15 protein-coding genes are annotated in these 16,594 nt (G+C 63.8%); 3 read left to right on the top strand and 12 right to left on the bottom strand.

Annotated features, from left to right (window positions below; genetic code table 11):
- Positions 1-11: 11 nt before the first annotated feature.
- The 6 genes from C7451_RS18065 to C7451_RS18040 form a co-directional block, all read right to left on the bottom strand.
- Positions 12-1,406 carry a cryptochrome/photolyase family protein gene (locus tag C7451_RS18065; protein ID WP_110300286.1) on the bottom strand — a complete coding sequence of 465 codons (1,395 nt, stop codon included), beginning with the start codon at positions 1,404-1,406 and terminating at the stop codon, positions 12-14.
- On the bottom strand, positions 1,403-2,365 hold the full coding sequence (locus C7451_RS18060) for a metal-dependent hydrolase (protein WP_110300285.1): 963 nt from the start codon (positions 2,363-2,365) through the stop codon (positions 1,403-1,405). The genes C7451_RS18065 and C7451_RS18060 overlap by 4 nt, the downstream gene beginning before the upstream one ends.
- A 4-nt stretch (positions 2,366-2,369) precedes the next feature.
- Positions 2,370-3,257 carry a cyanophycinase gene (locus C7451_RS18055; protein ID WP_167398607.1) on the bottom strand — a complete coding sequence of 296 codons (888 nt, stop codon included), beginning with the start codon at positions 3,255-3,257 and terminating at the stop codon, positions 2,370-2,372.
- A 29-nt stretch (positions 3,258-3,286) separates the two neighbouring features.
- Positions 3,287-3,943 carry an HAD-IA family hydrolase gene (locus tag C7451_RS18050; protein WP_110300283.1) on the bottom strand — a complete coding sequence of 219 codons (657 nt, stop codon included), beginning with the start codon at positions 3,941-3,943 and terminating at the stop codon, positions 3,287-3,289.
- Positions 3,940-5,043 carry a DUF2855 family protein gene (locus tag C7451_RS18045; protein WP_167398606.1) on the bottom strand — a complete coding sequence of 368 codons (1,104 nt, stop codon included), beginning with the start codon at positions 5,041-5,043 and terminating at the stop codon, positions 3,940-3,942. The genes C7451_RS18050 and C7451_RS18045 overlap by 4 nt, the downstream gene beginning before the upstream one ends.
- A 117-nt stretch (positions 5,044-5,160) precedes the next feature.
- Positions 5,161-6,078 carry an SMP-30/gluconolactonase/LRE family protein gene (locus C7451_RS18040; RefSeq protein ID WP_110300281.1) on the bottom strand — a complete coding sequence of 306 codons (918 nt, stop codon included), beginning with the start codon at positions 6,076-6,078 and terminating at the stop codon, positions 5,161-5,163.
- A gap of 120 nt (positions 6,079-6,198) precedes the next feature.
- On the opposite strand from C7451_RS18040, the gene C7451_RS18035 reads away from it, so the two are divergent.
- The gene (locus tag C7451_RS18035) at positions 6,199-7,203 is read left to right on the top strand and encodes an aspartate carbamoyltransferase catalytic subunit (RefSeq protein ID WP_425266509.1); all 1,005 of its coding nucleotides are present in this window, start codon (positions 6,199-6,201) and stop codon (positions 7,201-7,203) included.
- Positions 7,200-8,453 carry a dihydroorotase gene (locus tag C7451_RS18030; protein ID WP_110300280.1) on the top strand — a complete coding sequence of 418 codons (1,254 nt, stop codon included), beginning with the start codon at positions 7,200-7,202 and terminating at the stop codon, positions 8,451-8,453. Before C7451_RS18035 ends, C7451_RS18030 begins: the two co-directional genes overlap by 4 nt.
- 12 nt (positions 8,454-8,465) lie before the next feature.
- Here the strand turns inward: C7451_RS18030 and C7451_RS18025 are convergent, their stop codons facing one another.
- Positions 8,466-9,779: an NAD(P)/FAD-dependent oxidoreductase gene (locus C7451_RS18025; RefSeq protein WP_110300279.1), complete on the bottom strand. Its 1,314-nt coding sequence runs from the start codon at positions 9,777-9,779 to the stop codon at positions 8,466-8,468.
- Between the two features lie 83 nt (positions 9,780-9,862).
- Complete coding sequence (locus C7451_RS18020; protein WP_110300278.1) at positions 9,863-10,342, bottom strand: TspO/MBR family protein; 480 nt, start codon at positions 10,340-10,342, stop codon at positions 9,863-9,865.
- A gap of 132 nt (positions 10,343-10,474) precedes the next feature.
- On the opposite strand from C7451_RS18020, the gene C7451_RS18015 reads away from it, so the two are divergent.
- The gene (locus tag C7451_RS18015) at positions 10,475-12,079 is read left to right on the top strand and encodes a leucyl aminopeptidase (RefSeq protein WP_110300277.1); all 1,605 of its coding nucleotides are present in this window, start codon (positions 10,475-10,477) and stop codon (positions 12,077-12,079) included.
- 145 nt (positions 12,080-12,224) lie between these two features.
- Here the strand turns inward: C7451_RS18015 and pcaF are convergent, their stop codons facing one another.
- From pcaF to C7451_RS17995, 4 genes are all read right to left on the bottom strand, one after another.
- On the bottom strand, positions 12,225-13,427 hold the full coding sequence (gene pcaF / locus C7451_RS18010) for a 3-oxoadipyl-CoA thiolase (protein WP_110300276.1): 1,203 nt from the start codon (positions 13,425-13,427) through the stop codon (positions 12,225-12,227).
- Positions 13,428-13,459: 32 nt separating this feature from the next.
- Entirely contained in the window at positions 13,460-14,188 is a 729-nt protein-coding gene (gene gloB / locus C7451_RS18005) for a hydroxyacylglutathione hydrolase (RefSeq protein ID WP_110300307.1), read from the bottom strand.
- 419 nt (positions 14,189-14,607) lie between these two features.
- Positions 14,608-15,369: a hypothetical protein gene (locus C7451_RS18000; RefSeq protein WP_110300275.1), complete on the bottom strand. Its 762-nt coding sequence runs from the start codon at positions 15,367-15,369 to the stop codon at positions 14,608-14,610.
- Positions 15,366-16,382, bottom strand: a complete 1,017-nt coding sequence (locus tag C7451_RS17995; RefSeq protein WP_146215417.1) for a MarR family transcriptional regulator — start codon at positions 16,380-16,382, stop codon at positions 15,366-15,368. Before C7451_RS17995 ends, C7451_RS18000 begins: the two co-directional genes overlap by 4 nt.
- Positions 16,383-16,594: the final 212 nt, after the last annotated feature.

The raw sequence follows: 16,594 nt of genomic DNA, 5'->3' as shown, positions 1-16,594 counted from the left end.
CTTCTCTCCTCTCACGATTTTATCTTGGCATGGGCGGCCAGCGCCCGTTCCCTGGCTTCCTTATGCCCGATCAGCTTCTTCGGATAGCCCTTCACATATTTGCCCGCTGCCTCGGGATCGTGGATCGCCTTGTCCGACAGACCGGCCAGCTCGGGCACCCATTGGCGGATATAGGCCGCCGCATCGAACTTCTCCGACTGGGTGAGCGGCGCCATGATGCGGACGAACATGTTCGAATCCACGCCCGTTCCCGATGTCCATTGCCAGTTGGTGGCATTCGATCCGTAATCGGCATCGACCAAGGTGTCCCAGAACCACTTTTCCCCTTCGCGCCAGTCGACCAGCAGATGCTTTATCAGGAACGAGGCGGTGACCATGCGAACGCGGTTGTGCATCCATCCGGTCGCCCAGAGCTGGCGCATCCCGGCATCGACCAGCGGATAGCCGGTGCGGCCCTGCTGCCAGGCCCTGATATCCGCGGCCACGTCCTTGTCCGCCGGATCGCGCCAGGGAAACTTGTCGAAGCCGTCGCGCGCGTTCGCCTTGGCATAATCGGGATATTGCAGAATGACGTTCTGCGCATAATCACGCCAGACGAGTTCCTTGAGGAACGTCTCGACCGAACCGCCGGCCTCCATGGTCGCGTGCCAGATGGTCGCGGGCGAAATCTCGCCGAAATGCAGGTGCGGAGAGAGGCGCGAGGTGCCCTCGACCGAAGGCAGGTTGCGGCATTCCTCATAATGCGGCGCACGCGAGAGGAACGCCTCGAGCCTTTCCGCCGCGCCCTTTTCACCCGGCATCCACTCCTCGGCAAAGCCCTTCGCCCAATCGGGCCTGGTCGGGAGCAACGCCCAGTCGCCAAGCGTGTCGCTCTCAGGCCAGCTCTCCGGCGCAGCGAGCTTTTCCGGAGCCGAGACGGGTTCGGGCGGCGGCATGTGCTGCGCGAGCGCGCGCCAGAAGGGCGTGTAGATCTTGTAGGGCTGGCCGCTTCCCGTCGTGACCGATCCGGGCGGCATCAGGTAATTGCCGTGATGGCATTCGAGCGCGCAGCCCTCTGGCAGCCTTTCCTTGAGCGCGCGTTCGGCATTGCGCCACCAGGGCTCGTAATGGCGCAGCACATGCACCGCCGCCGCACCAATCTGCTTGGCCAGATCGGCAATCACGTCCGCCGCGACCCCGCGTCTGAGGATCAGCCGCGAACCAAGCTTTTCGAGATCGGCCGCAAGGGAGGCCAGGCTGTGGTGCAGCCACCAGCGCGAGGCTCCGCCCATCTTGCGGTGCTTCGGCGTCTCGTCGTCGAGCACATAGACCGGAACCACAGGTCCGGCCTTGGCAGCGGCGGCGAATGCGGCCTGATCGGCAAGGCGCAGATCGCGGCGCAGCCAGACGATCACGGGTCGGGTCATGGGCTTTCCTTCACATCGACTGTGACCGTGAACCGGTCGGCAATCGGTGAACTGTCGAAGCGCGCGTCGCGCAGAACCACCCTCTTGCCCCCCGATATGTCGGTCAGCCGTGCATATGGCATCCGCGCCCAGAACAAAAAGGCCTGCGCGTCAGCATTTTGTGCGGCCGCACGCGCCACCCAGGGGCTGGCCATGTTGGTTGCCGCACTGCCCGGTTGCAGCGTCAGCGCCGGTGCGCCGAGCGCATCATAGGCACCCCTCCCGATCATCGCTTCAGCACGCCAGAGCATCGCGCGCTGCCAGAACACCACCGGCACGGCATTGGCCACCACCAGATCAGGCCTGATCCCGCGCTCCGCTGCCAGCTTTTGCGCAACTTGTGCCTCTGCATGGCTGGAAAGCGCGTAGTTGCCCGAGATATAGAGCAGCGTGAGAACCAGCACCGCCTGGGCGGGCCGCTCCCATCCGGGACGACCGGCCGCTTCCCGTTTGCGCGAAAGCCAGATGCCGAGCGGAAGAATGGTCCAGAGCACCGCATCGATGATGAACAGCGTATCTCCATGAAACCAGCGCGGCGCGAACGGCTCAAGCAAGCGGATGCCGTAATTGTTGAGATAATCCAGCGCCGGGTGCGACAATGTGCCGATATAGGCAAGCAGCAGCAGCGCTCCCGGACGCACTGGCGGGCGGTTCCTTGGTCGCTTGCGCCGCCGCACCTGCCATCGGTCGAACCAGACCATCGCCGCCGTCAGCAGCAATGGCAGCACCAGCAGCGCGATCGGCCCATGCGTCACCCCGCGCCGCATCGCCAGCGACTGGGTGCCGAGCACGCTCAGCACTGCATCGATATCCGGCAGGTTGGCGCCAATGATGAGCGTCGGGACGGCAAGCCCGGTCAGACGCTTGAGTCCTGCCTGGCCCAGCGCAAATCCGGCGAGGCTGTGAGTGAAATTGTCCATGACGCTATTCCTTCGCCGCCGCAAAGCGCGCGAAGCGGACGTTCTCCATGACGGCATTGTCGCAGGAACGATGCCCCTCTGACGGATCGATCACCGTGATCGTGCCGCGCCCGACCGGGACGCCGGCTTCATGCCCTATATCGAACACAAAGGCGGTGTCTTCGTCGACACCTATCCCGGTTACGGCTTCGCCCTCGATACAGGCCACGGCGCGGACCAGTCGCGTCAGCCGAGCGCGCTGGCTGAAATGCTGGTCGAACACGATTCCGGGCAGGAAGCCGAGGCCACGGCCCAGCACGAGCGGCACTGAGCCTTCATCTTCTTCCTTGCCGTCGCAATCCCTGAAGTCGCGAGAGACAGCGCCGGTCAGTGCGATATCCGGGCTACCGCAACCAATCATGTGCTCTCCCATTACGGCTGCACCCGCGCTGGTGCCGCCGATCACCGCGCCCTGCTCCAGCCGTTTGCGCATGGCCGCCAGCATCGGCGTATCGCTGCCATCCGGCTTGACCAGCGCGGCCATGATCCGCAGCTGGTCTCCTCCCAGCATCCAGATCAGGCCCGCCTTCTCGATCTTGGCAATCTCCGCAGGATCGCTGCCACCCATGTTCCAGCGCGACTCATCAACGTCCGGCGTATCGGGATCATCCGCCATGGCCACATGCGCGGTGACAATGCGCGCGGGATCGACGCCGTGTGCGACAAAGGCCTTGGTAGCGCGTGGAACCGATCGACCGATGATGCCCGAAGCAGCGGGGATGATCACGACATTGCGCGCGTCCTCGGGCATCGCCCGGATCATCGCGCGATACACATCCGCATTGTCATCTTCCAGCGCACCGCCGACCACCACGACCGTGCCGGGATCGGCCAGCGCCGGAACCCCGATCAAGCCCAGACAGACCGCCTCCCAGAACCGCATCAGCCGGGCCAGCTTTCCGGCCGACCCAGCAGCGCACGCAGATCGGCCAGCGCCTGATCCTCACCGCTGACCTTGATCGCGGCCATGCCCATGGCTGCCGCCGGTTTGCAGTTCACCCCCAGATCGTCGAGATAGATGCACGCTTCCGGCGCGATACCGATGCAATCGCACATCATCGCATAGATGCGCGGGTCGGGCTTGCGCACGCCGGCCTTGCTGCTTTCGATGACATGATCGAAACGCGCCATGATCGCGGCGATCTCGGCCGCACGGGCATCGTCGAACACCATCGCCGATCCCTTGCCGGCGCGGACATTGTTGGTGATGCAGCCGATGATCAGCCCTTCCGCCTTGAGCGCATCGAGCACCGCAACCATGCGCGGACGCAAATCGCCTGCGAGGCAGGAAATCACGTCCGCCCCGCGAACGTCCAGACCAAGCGCCGACGCTTCTTCGGCAAAGGCCTGATCGAAGGCGGCCGCATCGATCTCCGCCCGCTCGAACCGTGCCCAGGCATTGTCATCGGGATTGGTGGCATTGATCCGGCGCACGCAATCACGCGGCAGGCCGCGTTCCGCCTCGAGCCGGTTGAACGCCTCGAACGGCGAGGAGGTGATCACCCCGCCGAAGTCGAAAATCACTGCCTTGAAGCTCATGGAATGATGACCAGCCCCGTCTTCGCATCGGCCTTGCCCGCGACCGTCTCCGCATAGGCCGCGAGTGCGGCCTCCGCGCCCTGGCGCTTGTCGATCGACAGCAGCCTGGGCGCAAGATCGGTAAAGCCGAGCCAGGCTGCTTCGAGCTTCTGGCGGAAACCTTCCGGTCCCCATTCGCCGATCCGCTTTTCGCTGCGGCCGGGCGCGAAGAACATCTGACGCGGCGGCCCCGCCATCGCACCGGCATCGTCATTGGCATCCCAGTGCGACTTGCCGACCACGATCGAGGCCTTGAGTGCATCGCCGAAATGGTTGTGCACGGCTGCTGCAACCCTGGGATTGCCCGCCATGTCGACCATTGCACTCGGAACGCTCGCGTCCATCGCCGCGATGTCGTCATAGGCGACGACCCGGTCGTACAGGCCGAGCGATTCGACATAGGCGACATTGCCTGCGCTGGTCAGGCCGACCGTTGCCGGACCGCCGCTGCGCTGTTTCAGCGCATGGGCAAGGCCGATCGCCGTCTTGCTCGACGCGCTCGCCACCAGGATTTGCTGCGCAGCATAATCGCCCTCGTCCTCGAGCTGATCGGCAATCAACCAGCCGGTGAGGAACAACGGACGGAAGACTGGCCAGTAATCGTGATCCTGCGCGCGATAGTCCCCCAGCGCATCGACCCGCTGATACTGGTTGTAGATGATCGGCAGCGTCGCGCGACGCGGGGTGATGTCCGTGAATCCGTTTGCGCTCACCCGGCCCGGATGGAGCACCGCATGGCTCGCCATCGGGTAATACCCATAATACTGCATGCCCACCCCGACGTCGGGATGGTTGCTGCGGCTGACCGTGGCAAAGCCCCAGACCGGCAGGCGCCCGGGCGTGTCGCGCTCAGCGAAGAAATCCCAATAGCCCTGGTCGTTGCCGAACAGGCCCAAAGGCTTTCCGAACACCGCATAAGTGACGTTGTTCGCAGTCATGGCATAGAGGTCGATACCGACCTCGATCGTACCTTCGGGAAGTTCCGTTTCGGGCGCGTCGACGATGCTCGCCTCGGCGATCCGGTCGCGGTCGATGTCGATGGCCCAGCGTTGGGTGGTCATTTGGTTGTCCCTCAATCCAAGAATTCCATTCTTCGTCACCCCCGCGAAGGCGGGGGTCCCGCTTTTCCAATCCTCCGCGGCACAAAAGCGGGATTCCCGCGTTCGCGGGAATGACGGTTAAGCATTCAGATAGTTCAGCTGCGCTCCCCCGCGCGGCCAGTCCATCTTCACCAGCCGGCCGGTGCCCGACAGCGTGATATAGGCGGTGGTCAGGTCCGGCCCGCCAAAGCAGATATTGGTCGTGAACGGATCGTCGGTAGCGACGAACTCGATCAGTTCGCCCTCTGGCGACACCACGGAAATCCCGCTCTGCCCGATGGTCGCGACGCACACATTGCCCGCGCCATCTACCGCCAGAGAGTCGAAAAAGGTATAGCCCGACGGGCTGTAGAGGAACGTTCCTCCCGGCCCGAGCAGCCCCTGGGTGAACGCAATCTCGCCGGGTCCAGCGATGTCATAGACCCACAGCTTGCAGGTATAGGTCTCGGCGACATAGAGCTTCTTGCCGTCGGGCGAGAGGCCGATGCCGTTGGGGTTTTCCATAGGAAAGATGACTTCCCTGAGCAGCGAGCCATCGGCGCGGGCATAGAAGACGCCGGTCACGTCGCGCTCGCGCCGCCGGGTCTTGCCGTGATCGGTGAACCAGAAGCCGCCGGCATTGTCGAAGACGATGTCATTGGGGCCGCGCAGCGTGCAGCCGAAATCCCCATCCTTGTACAGCGTCTCGACAGACCCGGTTTCAAGATCGACCCGCTCGATCCGGCCACCCGAATATCCGTCCGGCTGGCCATGCGGGATCAGCAATCCGGCGCGCTCGACATAATGGAAGCCGCCATTGTTGCAGACATAAAGCTTGCCGTCAGGACCGATTGCCGCACCATTGGGGCCGCCGCCCACCTCGGCCACCACCTGCTGCGATCCATCAGGCAGAACCCGGGTGACGCAGCCGCGCTCGATTTCGACCAGTACCACGCTGCCATCGGGCATCGCTACAGGACCTTCGGGAAAGCGAAGGCCGTCGGTCACCAGTTCCATCCAGAATCCCTCCCGCTTACATTCTTGTCAGCGGCATCATTGCGGCAGCGGCGGCTCCTGTCCACATCAGAAAACACACGCTTGAGCCAAAGCCGATTCGGTCCTAGACGCTCGCCTTTAATGACATCGCCGAACACGCCCTCCGCCCGCCGCCCTGCCAGCGACTATCCGCCCGGCAGCATGGCCTTTCCGCACCGGCATTTGCTGGGCATCGCCGGTTTGCAACCCTGGGAGATCGAGTTCCTGCTCGACGAGGCGGAACAATGGGTCGATTTGAACCGCCAGGCGAGCAAGCATGACGACCGTCTGGCAGGCCTGACGCTGATCAACGCGTTCTTCGAAAATTCGACGCGCACGCTGCTGTCGTTCGAGATCGCGGGCAAGCGCCTGGGCGCAGACGTGGTCAACATGCACGCAGCGCAATCCAGCGTGAAAAAGGGCGAGACGCTGATCGATACTGCCGTCACGCTCAATTCCATGCGCGCCGATGCCATCGTCATCCGTCATGGCAGTTCGGGCGCGGTGCAGCTGATTGCCGACAAGGTCGGTTGTCCGGTGCTCAACGCCGGCGACGGCACGCACGAGCACCCGACCCAGGCGCTGCTCGATGCGCTGACGATCCGCCGCCGCAAGGGGCAGATTGCAGGGCTGCGTGTCGCGATCTGCGGTGACATCCTGCATAGCCGCGTGGCGCGATCGAACATGATCTGCCTGTCGACGCTCGGCGCAGAGGTGCGCGTGGCCGGGCCGCCAGCACTGATGCCGCCTGCGGTGGAATCGATGGGAGGCACCCCGTGCCGCAGCTTTGCCGAAGCGCTTGACGGGGCCGATGTCGTCATGATGCTCCGCCTGCAGAACGAGCGGATGCAGGGCCAGTTCATCCCCTCCCCGCGCGAATTCCGCCATCTTTACGGCCTCACCGACGCCAAGCTGGCGCTGGCCAAGCCCGACGCGCTGGTGATGCATCCCGGGCCGATGAACCGGGGGATCGAGATCGACAGCCATATCGCGGACAATGCCGAGCGCTCGGCAATCACCGATCAGGTCGAGATGGGGGTCGCCATGCGCATGGCGTGCCTCGACGTGCTGACCCGCAGACGGCGCGGCGTGGAGGGCTGGGCATGAGCAAGACCCCGCTGGCTCCGCTGAGCATCGTCAATGGCCGCCTGGTCCTGCCCGGCGAGACCGAACCCGTCGCGGGCGGCATCCGGGTGCTGGGCGACCGCATTGCCGAGATCGGCAGCATCACGCCAGGCGCGGACGACCGGATCCACGACGCGAAAGGCGCGCTGATCGCGCCGGGCCTCGTCGACCTCGGCGTGTTCGCGATCGACTTGCCCGCCTTCCATTTCGGTGGGATCAGCCGCGCCGCGTTGATGCCCGATCAGAACCCGCCGCTCGACCATCCGGCGCGCGTGCGCTTTGCCGCCTATTCGGGCAAGCCGGATTTCTGGGTGCATCCGCTCGCCGCCGCGACGCGCGACCTGTCGGGAAGCGAGATGGCGGAGATAGCGCTGATGCAGGAAGCGGGCGCGCGCGCCGTCGCCACCGGAAGGCGCTGGATTACCGATACCGGCGTAATGCACCGGCTGATGCAATATTGCGCGATGCTGGATCTGCCGTTGATCGTGCACAGCCAGGATCATGGGCTTTCGGGCAGCGCCGTTGCCACCGCAGGCGAGATGGCGACCCGGCTCGGTCTGCCGCAGGCCCCAGCCGAGGCAGAATGCATCGCGATCGCCCGCGATCTGGCGCTCGTAAGGATGACCAGCGCTCGCGTTCATTTCCGTCAGGTGACGACCCGGGCGGGACTTGCGCTGATCCGCGCCGCAAAAGCCGAAGGGCTGCCGGTGACCGCCGGGATAACGCCTGCGCATCTGTTCCTGTCGGACGTCGCTCTGGGCGGATTCCGGACTTTCGCGCGCCTCTCGCCGCCGCTGCGCAGTGAGGATGACCGCGAAGCAGCGCTCGAGGCGGTCCGCGACGGCACGCTCGACGTGATATCGTCCGGCCATGATCCGCGCGGGCCCGAAGACAAGCGCCTGCCCTTTGCCGATGCCGCGCCGGGCATGGCGGGGGCGGAAACGCTGCTGCCGCTCTCGCTGGGTCTGGTCCGCGATGGCCTGATCTCCATGCAACGTCTGTTCGACCTGATCGCGGCAAACCCTGCGAAACTCCTCGGCGTTCAGGCGGGCGCGCTGCGCAACGGGTACGAGGCTGACATCGTTCTTGTCGATCCCGACCGGCCCTGGCAGGTCGATTCAGCCAGGATGGCAGCATCGGCGGGGAATACGCCATTCGACAAGCTGCCCGTGCAGGGCCGCTGCCTCGCGCTGTTCAAGGGCGGCAGGCTGGTGGATCAGCGCAGCGCTTGAGCTGCGCCCCGATCAGTGCAGCTTGAGCTTCGGCCGCACGATCTGGTTCACATGGCCGATGACGATCAGCGATATGCCGCGCCACCAGCCATGGATCGCGATCAGGTGCATGCGGTAGAGCGACTGGTAGGCCCAGCGCGCCAGCCGCCCTTCGACCGCCATGCGGCCGCCGACCAGATTGCCCATCAGGCTGCCCACGGTCGAAAAACGGCTCAGCGACACCAGCGAGCCATGGTCCTTGTAGACGAAATCCCTGAGCGGCTTGCCCGCCTGTATCCGGCACAGATTGTCGAACACATGGCTCGCCATCTGGTGCGCGGATTGCGCGCGGGGCGGAATCGGGCGTTCCTGGCCGGGGAGAAGGCATGACGCACAATCGCCGAGAGCGAAGATATGATCGTCGAGCGTCGTCTGCAGCGTCGGCTTGACGACGAACTGGCTGAGGCGATTGAGCTCGAGATCGCTCATCTCGGTAACACCGTCGGCGCCCTTGACCCCGGCGGCCCAGACGATCAGGTCGGCGGGGATCGCTTCACCATCCTTGGTCTCGACCGAATGCTCGGCGACGCGCACGACCTGCGTATTCTCCCGCACGCTGACGCCGAGTTGCTCGAGTTCGTGCCGCGCAGTGCCAGCCAGCTCGGCATCGATCTGCGGCAGGATGCGCGGCCCGGCCTCGAGCAGCGTCACCTCGAGCTTGCTCTCGTCAAACACTTCCAGCCCGTAATAGCGCAGCGACTTGGCGGCATTGTACAGCTCGGCAGAAAGCTCCACTCCCGTGGCCCCGCCGCCGATGATGCAAATGCGCACCCGCGCTTCGGGGTTGCCGGTATTGTGCTCGTGATTGGCACGCAGGCACGCGTTGAGCAGCTTCTGCCGGAAACTGTCCGCCTGGCCGCGATGCTCGAGAAACTGGGCATGCTCGCGGACGCCCGGCACACCGAAATCGTTGGAGACGCCACCAAAGGCGAGCACCAGATAGTCATAGCGGATACGGTGCCGCCCGATCACCTCCTTGCCGGAATCGTCGAGCAGCGGCGCGGTGATGATATGCCTCGTGCTACGGTCGATGCTCTCGAGCGCGCCGTTGAAGAAGCGATAGCCCCAGCGCACGGCATGGCCGCCATAGCCGACCTCGTCGAGATTGGCGTCGAGCGAGCCTGCCGCAACCTCGTGCAGCAGCGGCTTCCAGATATGCGTCAGGTTGCGATCGACCAGGATGATGTCGTGCTTCTCGCGGCCGTATCTGCTGCCGAGCCGCCGCACCAGCTCCAGTCCGCCAGCGCCTCCGCCCACAACGACAATCTGCGTTTTCTGGTCGCTCACACTGGTCCCCTGAATAGTGTCAAGCAAAGTTAACACATATTATTCCGGCACCAAGCGATTTGGCGCTATTCGACCGATAAACTTCAGGCGCGACCGAACGGACGGTTGAGCTGGACGATCTTGGCGTTGAGCATCGCGGCGAAACTGACCCAGACGAGATAGGGCACGATCAGCCAGCTCGCGAGCACGGAATAGGGCCGCAGCCATACGCACATCGCGAACACCGACGACCACAGGAACACCACCTCGACCAGCGCCCAATCGGGCCGCTTGAACTTGAAGAACAGCGGCGACCAGAGAAGATGGAAGACGAAATTCGCGACATAAAGCGCGATCACGATCAACCGGTCACCCTGCGTCTGCGTGCCGTTCCATGCGAGCACTGCAGCCCAGGCTGCCAGGCCCAGGATGATCGTCCAGGCGGGCCCGAACAACCAGTCGGGCGGCTGCCAGCTCGGCTTGCGCAAATTCTTGTACCAGGCACCGATCTCGGTCAGCAGCCCGCCAGCCCCGCCCAGAATGACGGCCCAGGCGATGGCGGCGATGACGGGTGTGCTGAACATCGCTTGCACATGGGGTCATGAGGCTGACAAGACAATGCCACACGGCCGGCGCGCGCACTTCTTTGCTTGCCGTGAACAACCCAAGCTGCTGATATGGTTGCCAATGTTACGAGGACAAAAGGGGGTTTCCTGATGCCTATCCGCCAATTTCTGATCGCTGGCAGCGTTGCCGCACTCACCATCGCAATGCCCCTGGCCGTGCAGGCGCAGGAAGTGGTGAAGCCCTCGCTGACCCTCAAGGCAGCCAAGGCACAATTCCGTCGGGTCAGTTTCGCCAGCAGCCTGCCTGCGCCCTCCGGCACGCTGGTGCTACCGCTGGCTGGCGAAGCCGATCTCGCAAGCAGGGCCGCTTCGCTGAACGAAGCCGAGCGCGCCGCCATTGCCCGCGCGCTCGCCGCAGCGGAGTTCGACTATAAATCCGGTACCCTCAGCCTGCGCGGCATCGGCGGCTGGGACCGCATCCAAGTCGTCGGCACCGGGACGGACATGAGCGCAGCGGCAATCCAGAAGCTCGGCGTCGCGGCCGGTCGTGCGCTGATGAAGGACAAGGGATCGCTCACCGTGCTCGCAAACGGCCTGCCCGCCGAAGCCGTGGCCGAACTTGCCACCGGCATGGGTATCGGCGAATATCGATCGGACCTGTATCAGGCCAAGGCGCGCGAAGCCGGTCCGATGGCAGGTACAACGATCGTCACTGATGCCACCGACCCCGCCCGCGCTGCCTATGCAGGGCGCGGCAGGCCGCTGATCGAGGCGATGGCCTTTGCGCGCGATCTTTCCAACGAACCGGCCAACGTCATCTATCCCGAGAGCTTTGTCGAACGCACCCGCGCCGCCTTTGCGGGTGTCGCCGGAGTGACGATCGAGGCACTCGATGTCCCTGCGATGGAAAAGCTCGGCATGGGTTCGATCCTGGGCTCGGGTCGCGGTTCGGCGCGTCCGCCGCGCATGCTGATCGTCCGCTACACCGGACGCGGCGCACCATCGAACGGCCCGGTGGTGCTTGCCGGCAAGGGCATCACATTCGATAGCGGCGGCATCTCGCTCAAGAATGGCAGTGGCATGGGCGACATGAAGTTCGACATGTCGGGCGCGGCGAGCGTGGTCGGCGCGGCGCTGGCGCTGGCCAAGTCGCGCGCGCCGGTCGATGTCGTCGCGATCGCCGCGCTGTCCGAGAACATGCCCGACGGCAATGCCGCGCGCCCGGCAGACGTGCTGCAGGCGATGAACGGCAAGACCATCGAGATCATCTCGACCGATGCCGAAGGACGGCTCGTGCTCGCTGACGCGGTTGCCTATGCCGATACGAAGCTGAACCCCGCCGCGATCGTCGACATGGCAACGCTGACCGGTGCGATCATGACCGCCTTGGGCGACGATTATGCCGGGCTGTTCAGCCGTCACGATCCGCTCGCAGATCAGCTGCTCAAGGCAGGCGATGCCAGTGGCGATGCCGTCTGGCGCATGCCGCTGCACCCTAGCTATGCCGAGGACACGAAATCGACCATCGCCGATATCAAGAATTCGGGTGCGGGTGGCGCCGGAGCAGGCGCTGGCGCGCATTTCATCGGCGCGTTCGTGAAGCCCGAAACGCCCTGGGCGCATATCGACATTGCCGGCATGGCATGGGGCGGCGCGAACGACCTGAAACCGGCGGGCTCGACCGGTTATGGCGTGCGCCTGCTCGAGCGCTTCGTCCGGGATTTCCAGCCGGTCCCCAAAGTGGCGGGGGAGTGATCTGGGCTGTTTTCGCTCGCCGCCCATGCCGCCCATCATCGTCACCCCCGCGAAGGCGGGGGTCCCGCTTTGCTGATTCAGCGTCTGGGAGAAAGCGGGATTCCCGCGTTCGCGGGAATGACGAGGGAGACTGCAACGGCTCGCGTTACACCCGCTCCACGAGCATCGCGATCCCCTGCCCCACGCCGATGCACATGGTTGCGATGGCATAGCGTCCACCGGTGCGCTGCAGCTCCTCGGTCGCAGTCAGCGCCAGACGCGCCCCTGACATGCCGAGCGGATGACCGAGCGCAATCGCCCCGCCATTGGGATTCACATGCGGCGCATCGTCGGGCAGGCCCAGCTGGCGCAACACGGCCAGGCCTTGCGCGGCAAAAGCTTCGTTCAGCTCGATGATGTCGATCTCGCCCAGTGTCAGCCGCGAGCGTGCCAGTAGCTTTTCGACCGCCGGGGCCGGGCCGATGCCCATGATGCGTGGCGGCACGCCCGCGACCGCCGTTCCGACGATCCGCGCGCGCGGCGTCAGGCCGTTCCGCGCCGCCGCCGCTTCGGACGCGACAATCAGCGCCGCCGCGCCGTCATTGACGCCGCTGGCATTGCCTGCGGTCACCGTGCCGCCGGGCCGCAAGATCGGCTTCAGCGCAGCCAGCGCCTCGATCGACGTCATGCGCGGATGTTCGTCGGCATCGATGATGAGCGGTTCGCCCTTGCGCTGCGGGATGCTGACCGGAACGATCTCTGCTGCCAGTCGCCCGGAGGCTTGCGCAGCAGCTGCGCGCTGCTGGCTGCGCAGCGCGAATGCGTCCTGATCGGCGCGGGCGATGCCGAAGTCCTCGGCGACATTCTCGGCCGTCTCGGGCATCGAATCGACGCCGTGCACCGCCTTCATCAGCGGGTTGACGAAACGCCAGCCGATGGTCGTGTCATAGACCGCATTGTCGCGAGCAAAGGCGCTGCCCGCCTTGGGCATCACGAAGGGCGCGCGGGTCATGCTCTCGACCCCGCCCGCGATCATCAGATCGGCATCGCCCGCGCGGATAGCGCGCGCAGCGCTGCCGACTGCATCCAGCCCCGATCCGCACAGCCGGTTGATCGTGGCGCCCCCGACGGTCTCGGGCAGGCCTGCCAGCAAGGCGGCCATGCGCGCGACGTTGCGATTGTCCTCGCCCGCCTGGTTGGCACAGCCCAACAGCACATCGTCGATCGCCGCTGCATCGAGCCCCGGGTTGCGTCCGACCAGTGCGCGCAGCACGACTGCTGCCAGATCATCGGGCCGTACCGTCGCCAGACCGCCGCCATAGCGCCCGATCGGCGTGCGCACGGCGTCGCAGATAAAGGCTTCGGTCATGTCAGGTCCTCTCAGCTGTCGATCCGGCGGTTTCAGCCCCGGAAATTGTCCTTGGCGGCGCGGCGCTCGGCGAGTTCTTCGGCAGATCGTGCACGCATGAAGGGGTTGGTCGCGCGTTCGAGCGCGATGGTCGTCGGCACAGTCGGTTCACCCCGCGCGCGCATCGCGAATACCTGCTCCATCCGTTCGGCGAGCGCCAGGTTGTCGGGCTCGGCGACCAGCGCATAGCGCCCGTTCGATTCGGTATATTCATGCGCACAATAGACGTGCGTTTCGCCGGGCAGCACCGCGAGCCGCGCCATATTGTCGAACATCTGTTCGGCCGTGCCCTCGAACAACCGACCGCAGCCCATGGCGAACAGCGTATCGCCGACGAAGATCGCCTGCTCTTCGGGCAGATGATAGGCGATATGGCCCGCCGTATGGGCAGGAACATCGATCACGTCCGCGCGGATCAATCCCAGATGCACGACATCGCCGCCCTTTACCGTGGTGTCGAAGGTCGCGATCCGATCGCGTTCGGCTTCGGGGCTGGTGATCGCGCAGTCGGTCGCCGCCTTGATCGCGGCATTGCCACCGACATGATCGGGGTGCCAGTGCGTGTTCCAGATCTGCGTGATGGACCAGCCGCGCGCCTTGGCCTCAGCCAGCACGGGCTCGGCCTCGGCGGGGTCGATAACCACCGTCTCGCCGCTGATCGGCTCATGCACCAGCCAGATATAATTGTCGGACAGGGCGGGGATGCGGACGATCTCTATCATGCGCGCGTTGTGCCCAATCCTATCGGGCTTGCCAAGGGCACTCGGCCCCGGGGCCTTCATCATCAGGAACGTGAAGGGGGTGGTGGCAGGGCTTGAATCGAACCATCAAGATAATGATTTGATATCAATATTGTTCTTGGAATGAGCGAAGAGCCTCCCCCACACTCTCCCCCACATTTTCGTTAATCTAACCATAATTCGATTCAGCTATTTCGTCAAAAAGCTTAATGAATACGCCACCTGCAATACATCGAAAGCCTGCGTGGCCAGCGCTTATGGGCTTGTACCGGTTCATGCGCCACTGGGGCCGCCCTCACGACAGATGGGGCTCTCCCGACGATTACCTCTGGCATGAGGTTGCACAGCGGCAATTCGTTCATTCGCCTGTGTACTGATGGGCCGTGCCACCTTCCTACCCTTCATCCCTGCTCGATGCCATAAAGGACCCGCAATCTGGAGATGTGGCTCACCGCATCCAACGGCAACCCGATATCCTTTGGCACAAAATCCCCGTCTGCTTCCACCTTTTCGGCAAACGCCGCGACAGCCGCCGCAATGGTGGATGGCAAAACAACGCGGGCACTTTCCGGCAACAACTGCAACAGGCGAAACACGTCGGCCCGATGCTTGCGGACCGTTTTCTGATCGATCTCCTCACCGCGATCGCGCCGTTCGGCAAGGTCGAGATGCGCTTTGGCCTTGAACGGGATCAGAATACGTTCGTCCAAGACGGCTATCCCATCAACTTCGCGGCTGTTCTCCACCAATGCCTGATAATAGACATCGTCGAGCAAAATCGCCGAAAGGCTTGCTATATCTTCGTCAACCGGAAGAGGCGTCAGCACGCTATCGGCGGCGGGAGTTATTGCATCAGGCGTGCGCGCGAAGAGCTCAAGCATCGCCGGATAATCGCTGTTACACGGCTTCTGGAAGCGGTAGAACTCTTTCTTGCCACTGCTCCGCTCGCGTTGTTGGTAGCCGCCCGCCTCGACAAAAGCCCAGAAGCGCTCACCGAATGCAGCGTCCAGCGCCTCAACCAAGATCACGATATCGAGATCCTTCGTAGCGCGAAAATCGAGACCGACTTCTTCCATTATGATTTCGCAGGCAGCGCCGCCGATCAACACGTAATTGTGCGCAAAACCCTCGAAGTGCGCCTTGAATGCATCGAGCCCCTTCAAAGCCCGACGTCCTTGAGCAACTCATCTTTGGCAGCGCCGATGCGATCGTCCGTGTTATTGGGCAAACTGAGCCATAAAGATATCGGGTCCACGAGATCTGCATCTCCCAGCAGCAGGGGGTCATAAGTCCACGTCTCGAGTTCGATCACGGCCTCATCCCAGGCAGCCCGACGATCCAGATCATACTGTCTTGCGATTGCTTTCCAGTCCGCGGCCGCAATCGCGTACGTCTCTAAGCGCGGGTGTGAGAGATTAGTCCGCTCGGCAAGCGCACTTTCTCCGGCGCGCGGCCACTTGAAATTCGCCAGAGGCCGTCGAACCCGGCGTCGTTTGCGCACGGGCGTGCGCAGCAACGGTTGCACGCGCGACCAAACCTCGGCTCGTGAAAGTGGAAAACGCACGTTGCGATATCGGCCACTTGTCTCCGCATCAAGCAACCCGAGAGCTTCAAGCTCGCTGATCGCGCGGCTCATGCTCATAGCACTGTATCGAAACTGCGTGGCTAGTTCGGTAGGCGTTGTTTCTATGTTGATCCGATCCATCAACAGCGCCAGCACGATCAGTTGGGCGGTTGGCGTAAGGCTGTCGGCCGGCTCGGCCCGATCGCTTCGAAAATGCTCGCGCAAGTCCATCGCAAGCTCAGGTATGAACAGCTGATTGCCTGGGACGATGAAGGGCACACGTTGTGAAATCAATCTCGCTCGGTTGTGATTACTGAGTCTATCAGTGACGAGGACGGCCGTCCGGCCTGTAAGATGGCGCTGAAGAGCCTCCCGATGCTTTGCGACCGTCGCTGGCGTTTCGTCGAGGTCGCCGTTCGGGATCATCAGCACGCATTCGCGGCCAAAGATTTCGGCACCCACCAATGCGTAGCGTTGGCCGAGGAAAGATGGCAGGCTGCTAGTGGCGACCGGTCCTTCGATATGAAGCGGCGCATGCAGCACTTGCTCAATATAGGCACGCGCCGTTTCGAGCAGCCCCGCTCGCTCATGCCGGTTGGTTGCTAACATCATGACGCACACTAACATTAACACTGTTACTGTGCAAGATCGCGTTATCGGCTTGGCGCGCCCATGGGGTTGATGCGCTTATCCACGAGCAGCGCCAGGCCCTGCATGTCCTTCCGCCTAAGAGCCTGATCCGAAATTAAGTTGAGTGGTGCCAGTGGGTTAGCTTGACGCCAGCCCAAGTCGTTGATTCAGGTGGTTTTGCGAAGACTACCGGA

It is taken from the genome of Blastomonas natatoria (genome assembly GCF_003201955.1).
Lineage (GTDB): Bacteria > Pseudomonadota > Alphaproteobacteria > Sphingomonadales > Sphingomonadaceae > Blastomonas > Blastomonas natatoria.
Note: the sequence above shows the minus strand (reverse complement) of the source record. Positions and strands in the feature narration are given on the sequence as shown.

What these genes read in the sequence shown, in the direction of transcription:
- C7451_RS18065 (WP_110300286.1), bottom strand. Translation starts at nt 1,406, where the DNA reads ATGACCCGACCCGTGATCGTCTGGCTGCGCCGCGATCTGCGCCTTGCC.
- C7451_RS18060 (WP_110300285.1), bottom strand. Translation starts at nt 2,365, where the DNA reads ATGGACAATTTCACTCACAGCCTCGCCGGATTTGCGCTGGGCCAGGCA.
- C7451_RS18050 (WP_110300283.1), bottom strand. Translation starts at nt 3,943, where the DNA reads ATGAGCTTCAAGGCAGTGATTTTCGACTTCGGCGGGGTGATCACCTCC.
- C7451_RS18045 (WP_167398606.1), bottom strand. Translation starts at nt 5,043, where the DNA reads ATGACCACCCAACGCTGGGCCATCGACATCGACCGCGACCGGATCGCC.
- C7451_RS18040 (WP_110300281.1), bottom strand. Translation starts at nt 6,078, where the DNA reads ATGGAACTGGTGACCGACGGCCTTCGCTTTCCCGAAGGTCCTGTAGCG.
- C7451_RS18035 (WP_425266509.1), top strand. Translation starts at nt 6,199, where the DNA reads ATGACATCGCCGAACACGCCCTCCGCCCGCCGCCCTGCCAGCGACTAT.
- C7451_RS18030 (WP_110300280.1), top strand. Translation starts at nt 7,200, where the DNA reads ATGAGCAAGACCCCGCTGGCTCCGCTGAGCATCGTCAATGGCCGCCTG.
- C7451_RS18020 (WP_110300278.1), bottom strand. Translation starts at nt 10,342, where the DNA reads ATGTTCAGCACACCCGTCATCGCCGCCATCGCCTGGGCCGTCATTCTG.
- C7451_RS18015 (WP_110300277.1), top strand. Translation starts at nt 10,475, where the DNA reads ATGCCTATCCGCCAATTTCTGATCGCTGGCAGCGTTGCCGCACTCACC.
- pcaF (WP_110300276.1), bottom strand. Translation starts at nt 13,427, where the DNA reads ATGACCGAAGCCTTTATCTGCGACGCCGTGCGCACGCCGATCGGGCGC.
- gloB (WP_110300307.1), bottom strand. Translation starts at nt 14,188, where the DNA reads ATGATAGAGATCGTCCGCATCCCCGCCCTGTCCGACAATTATATCTGG.
- C7451_RS17995 (WP_146215417.1), bottom strand. Translation starts at nt 16,382, where the DNA reads ATGATGTTAGCAACCAACCGGCATGAGCGAGCGGGGCTGCTCGAAACG.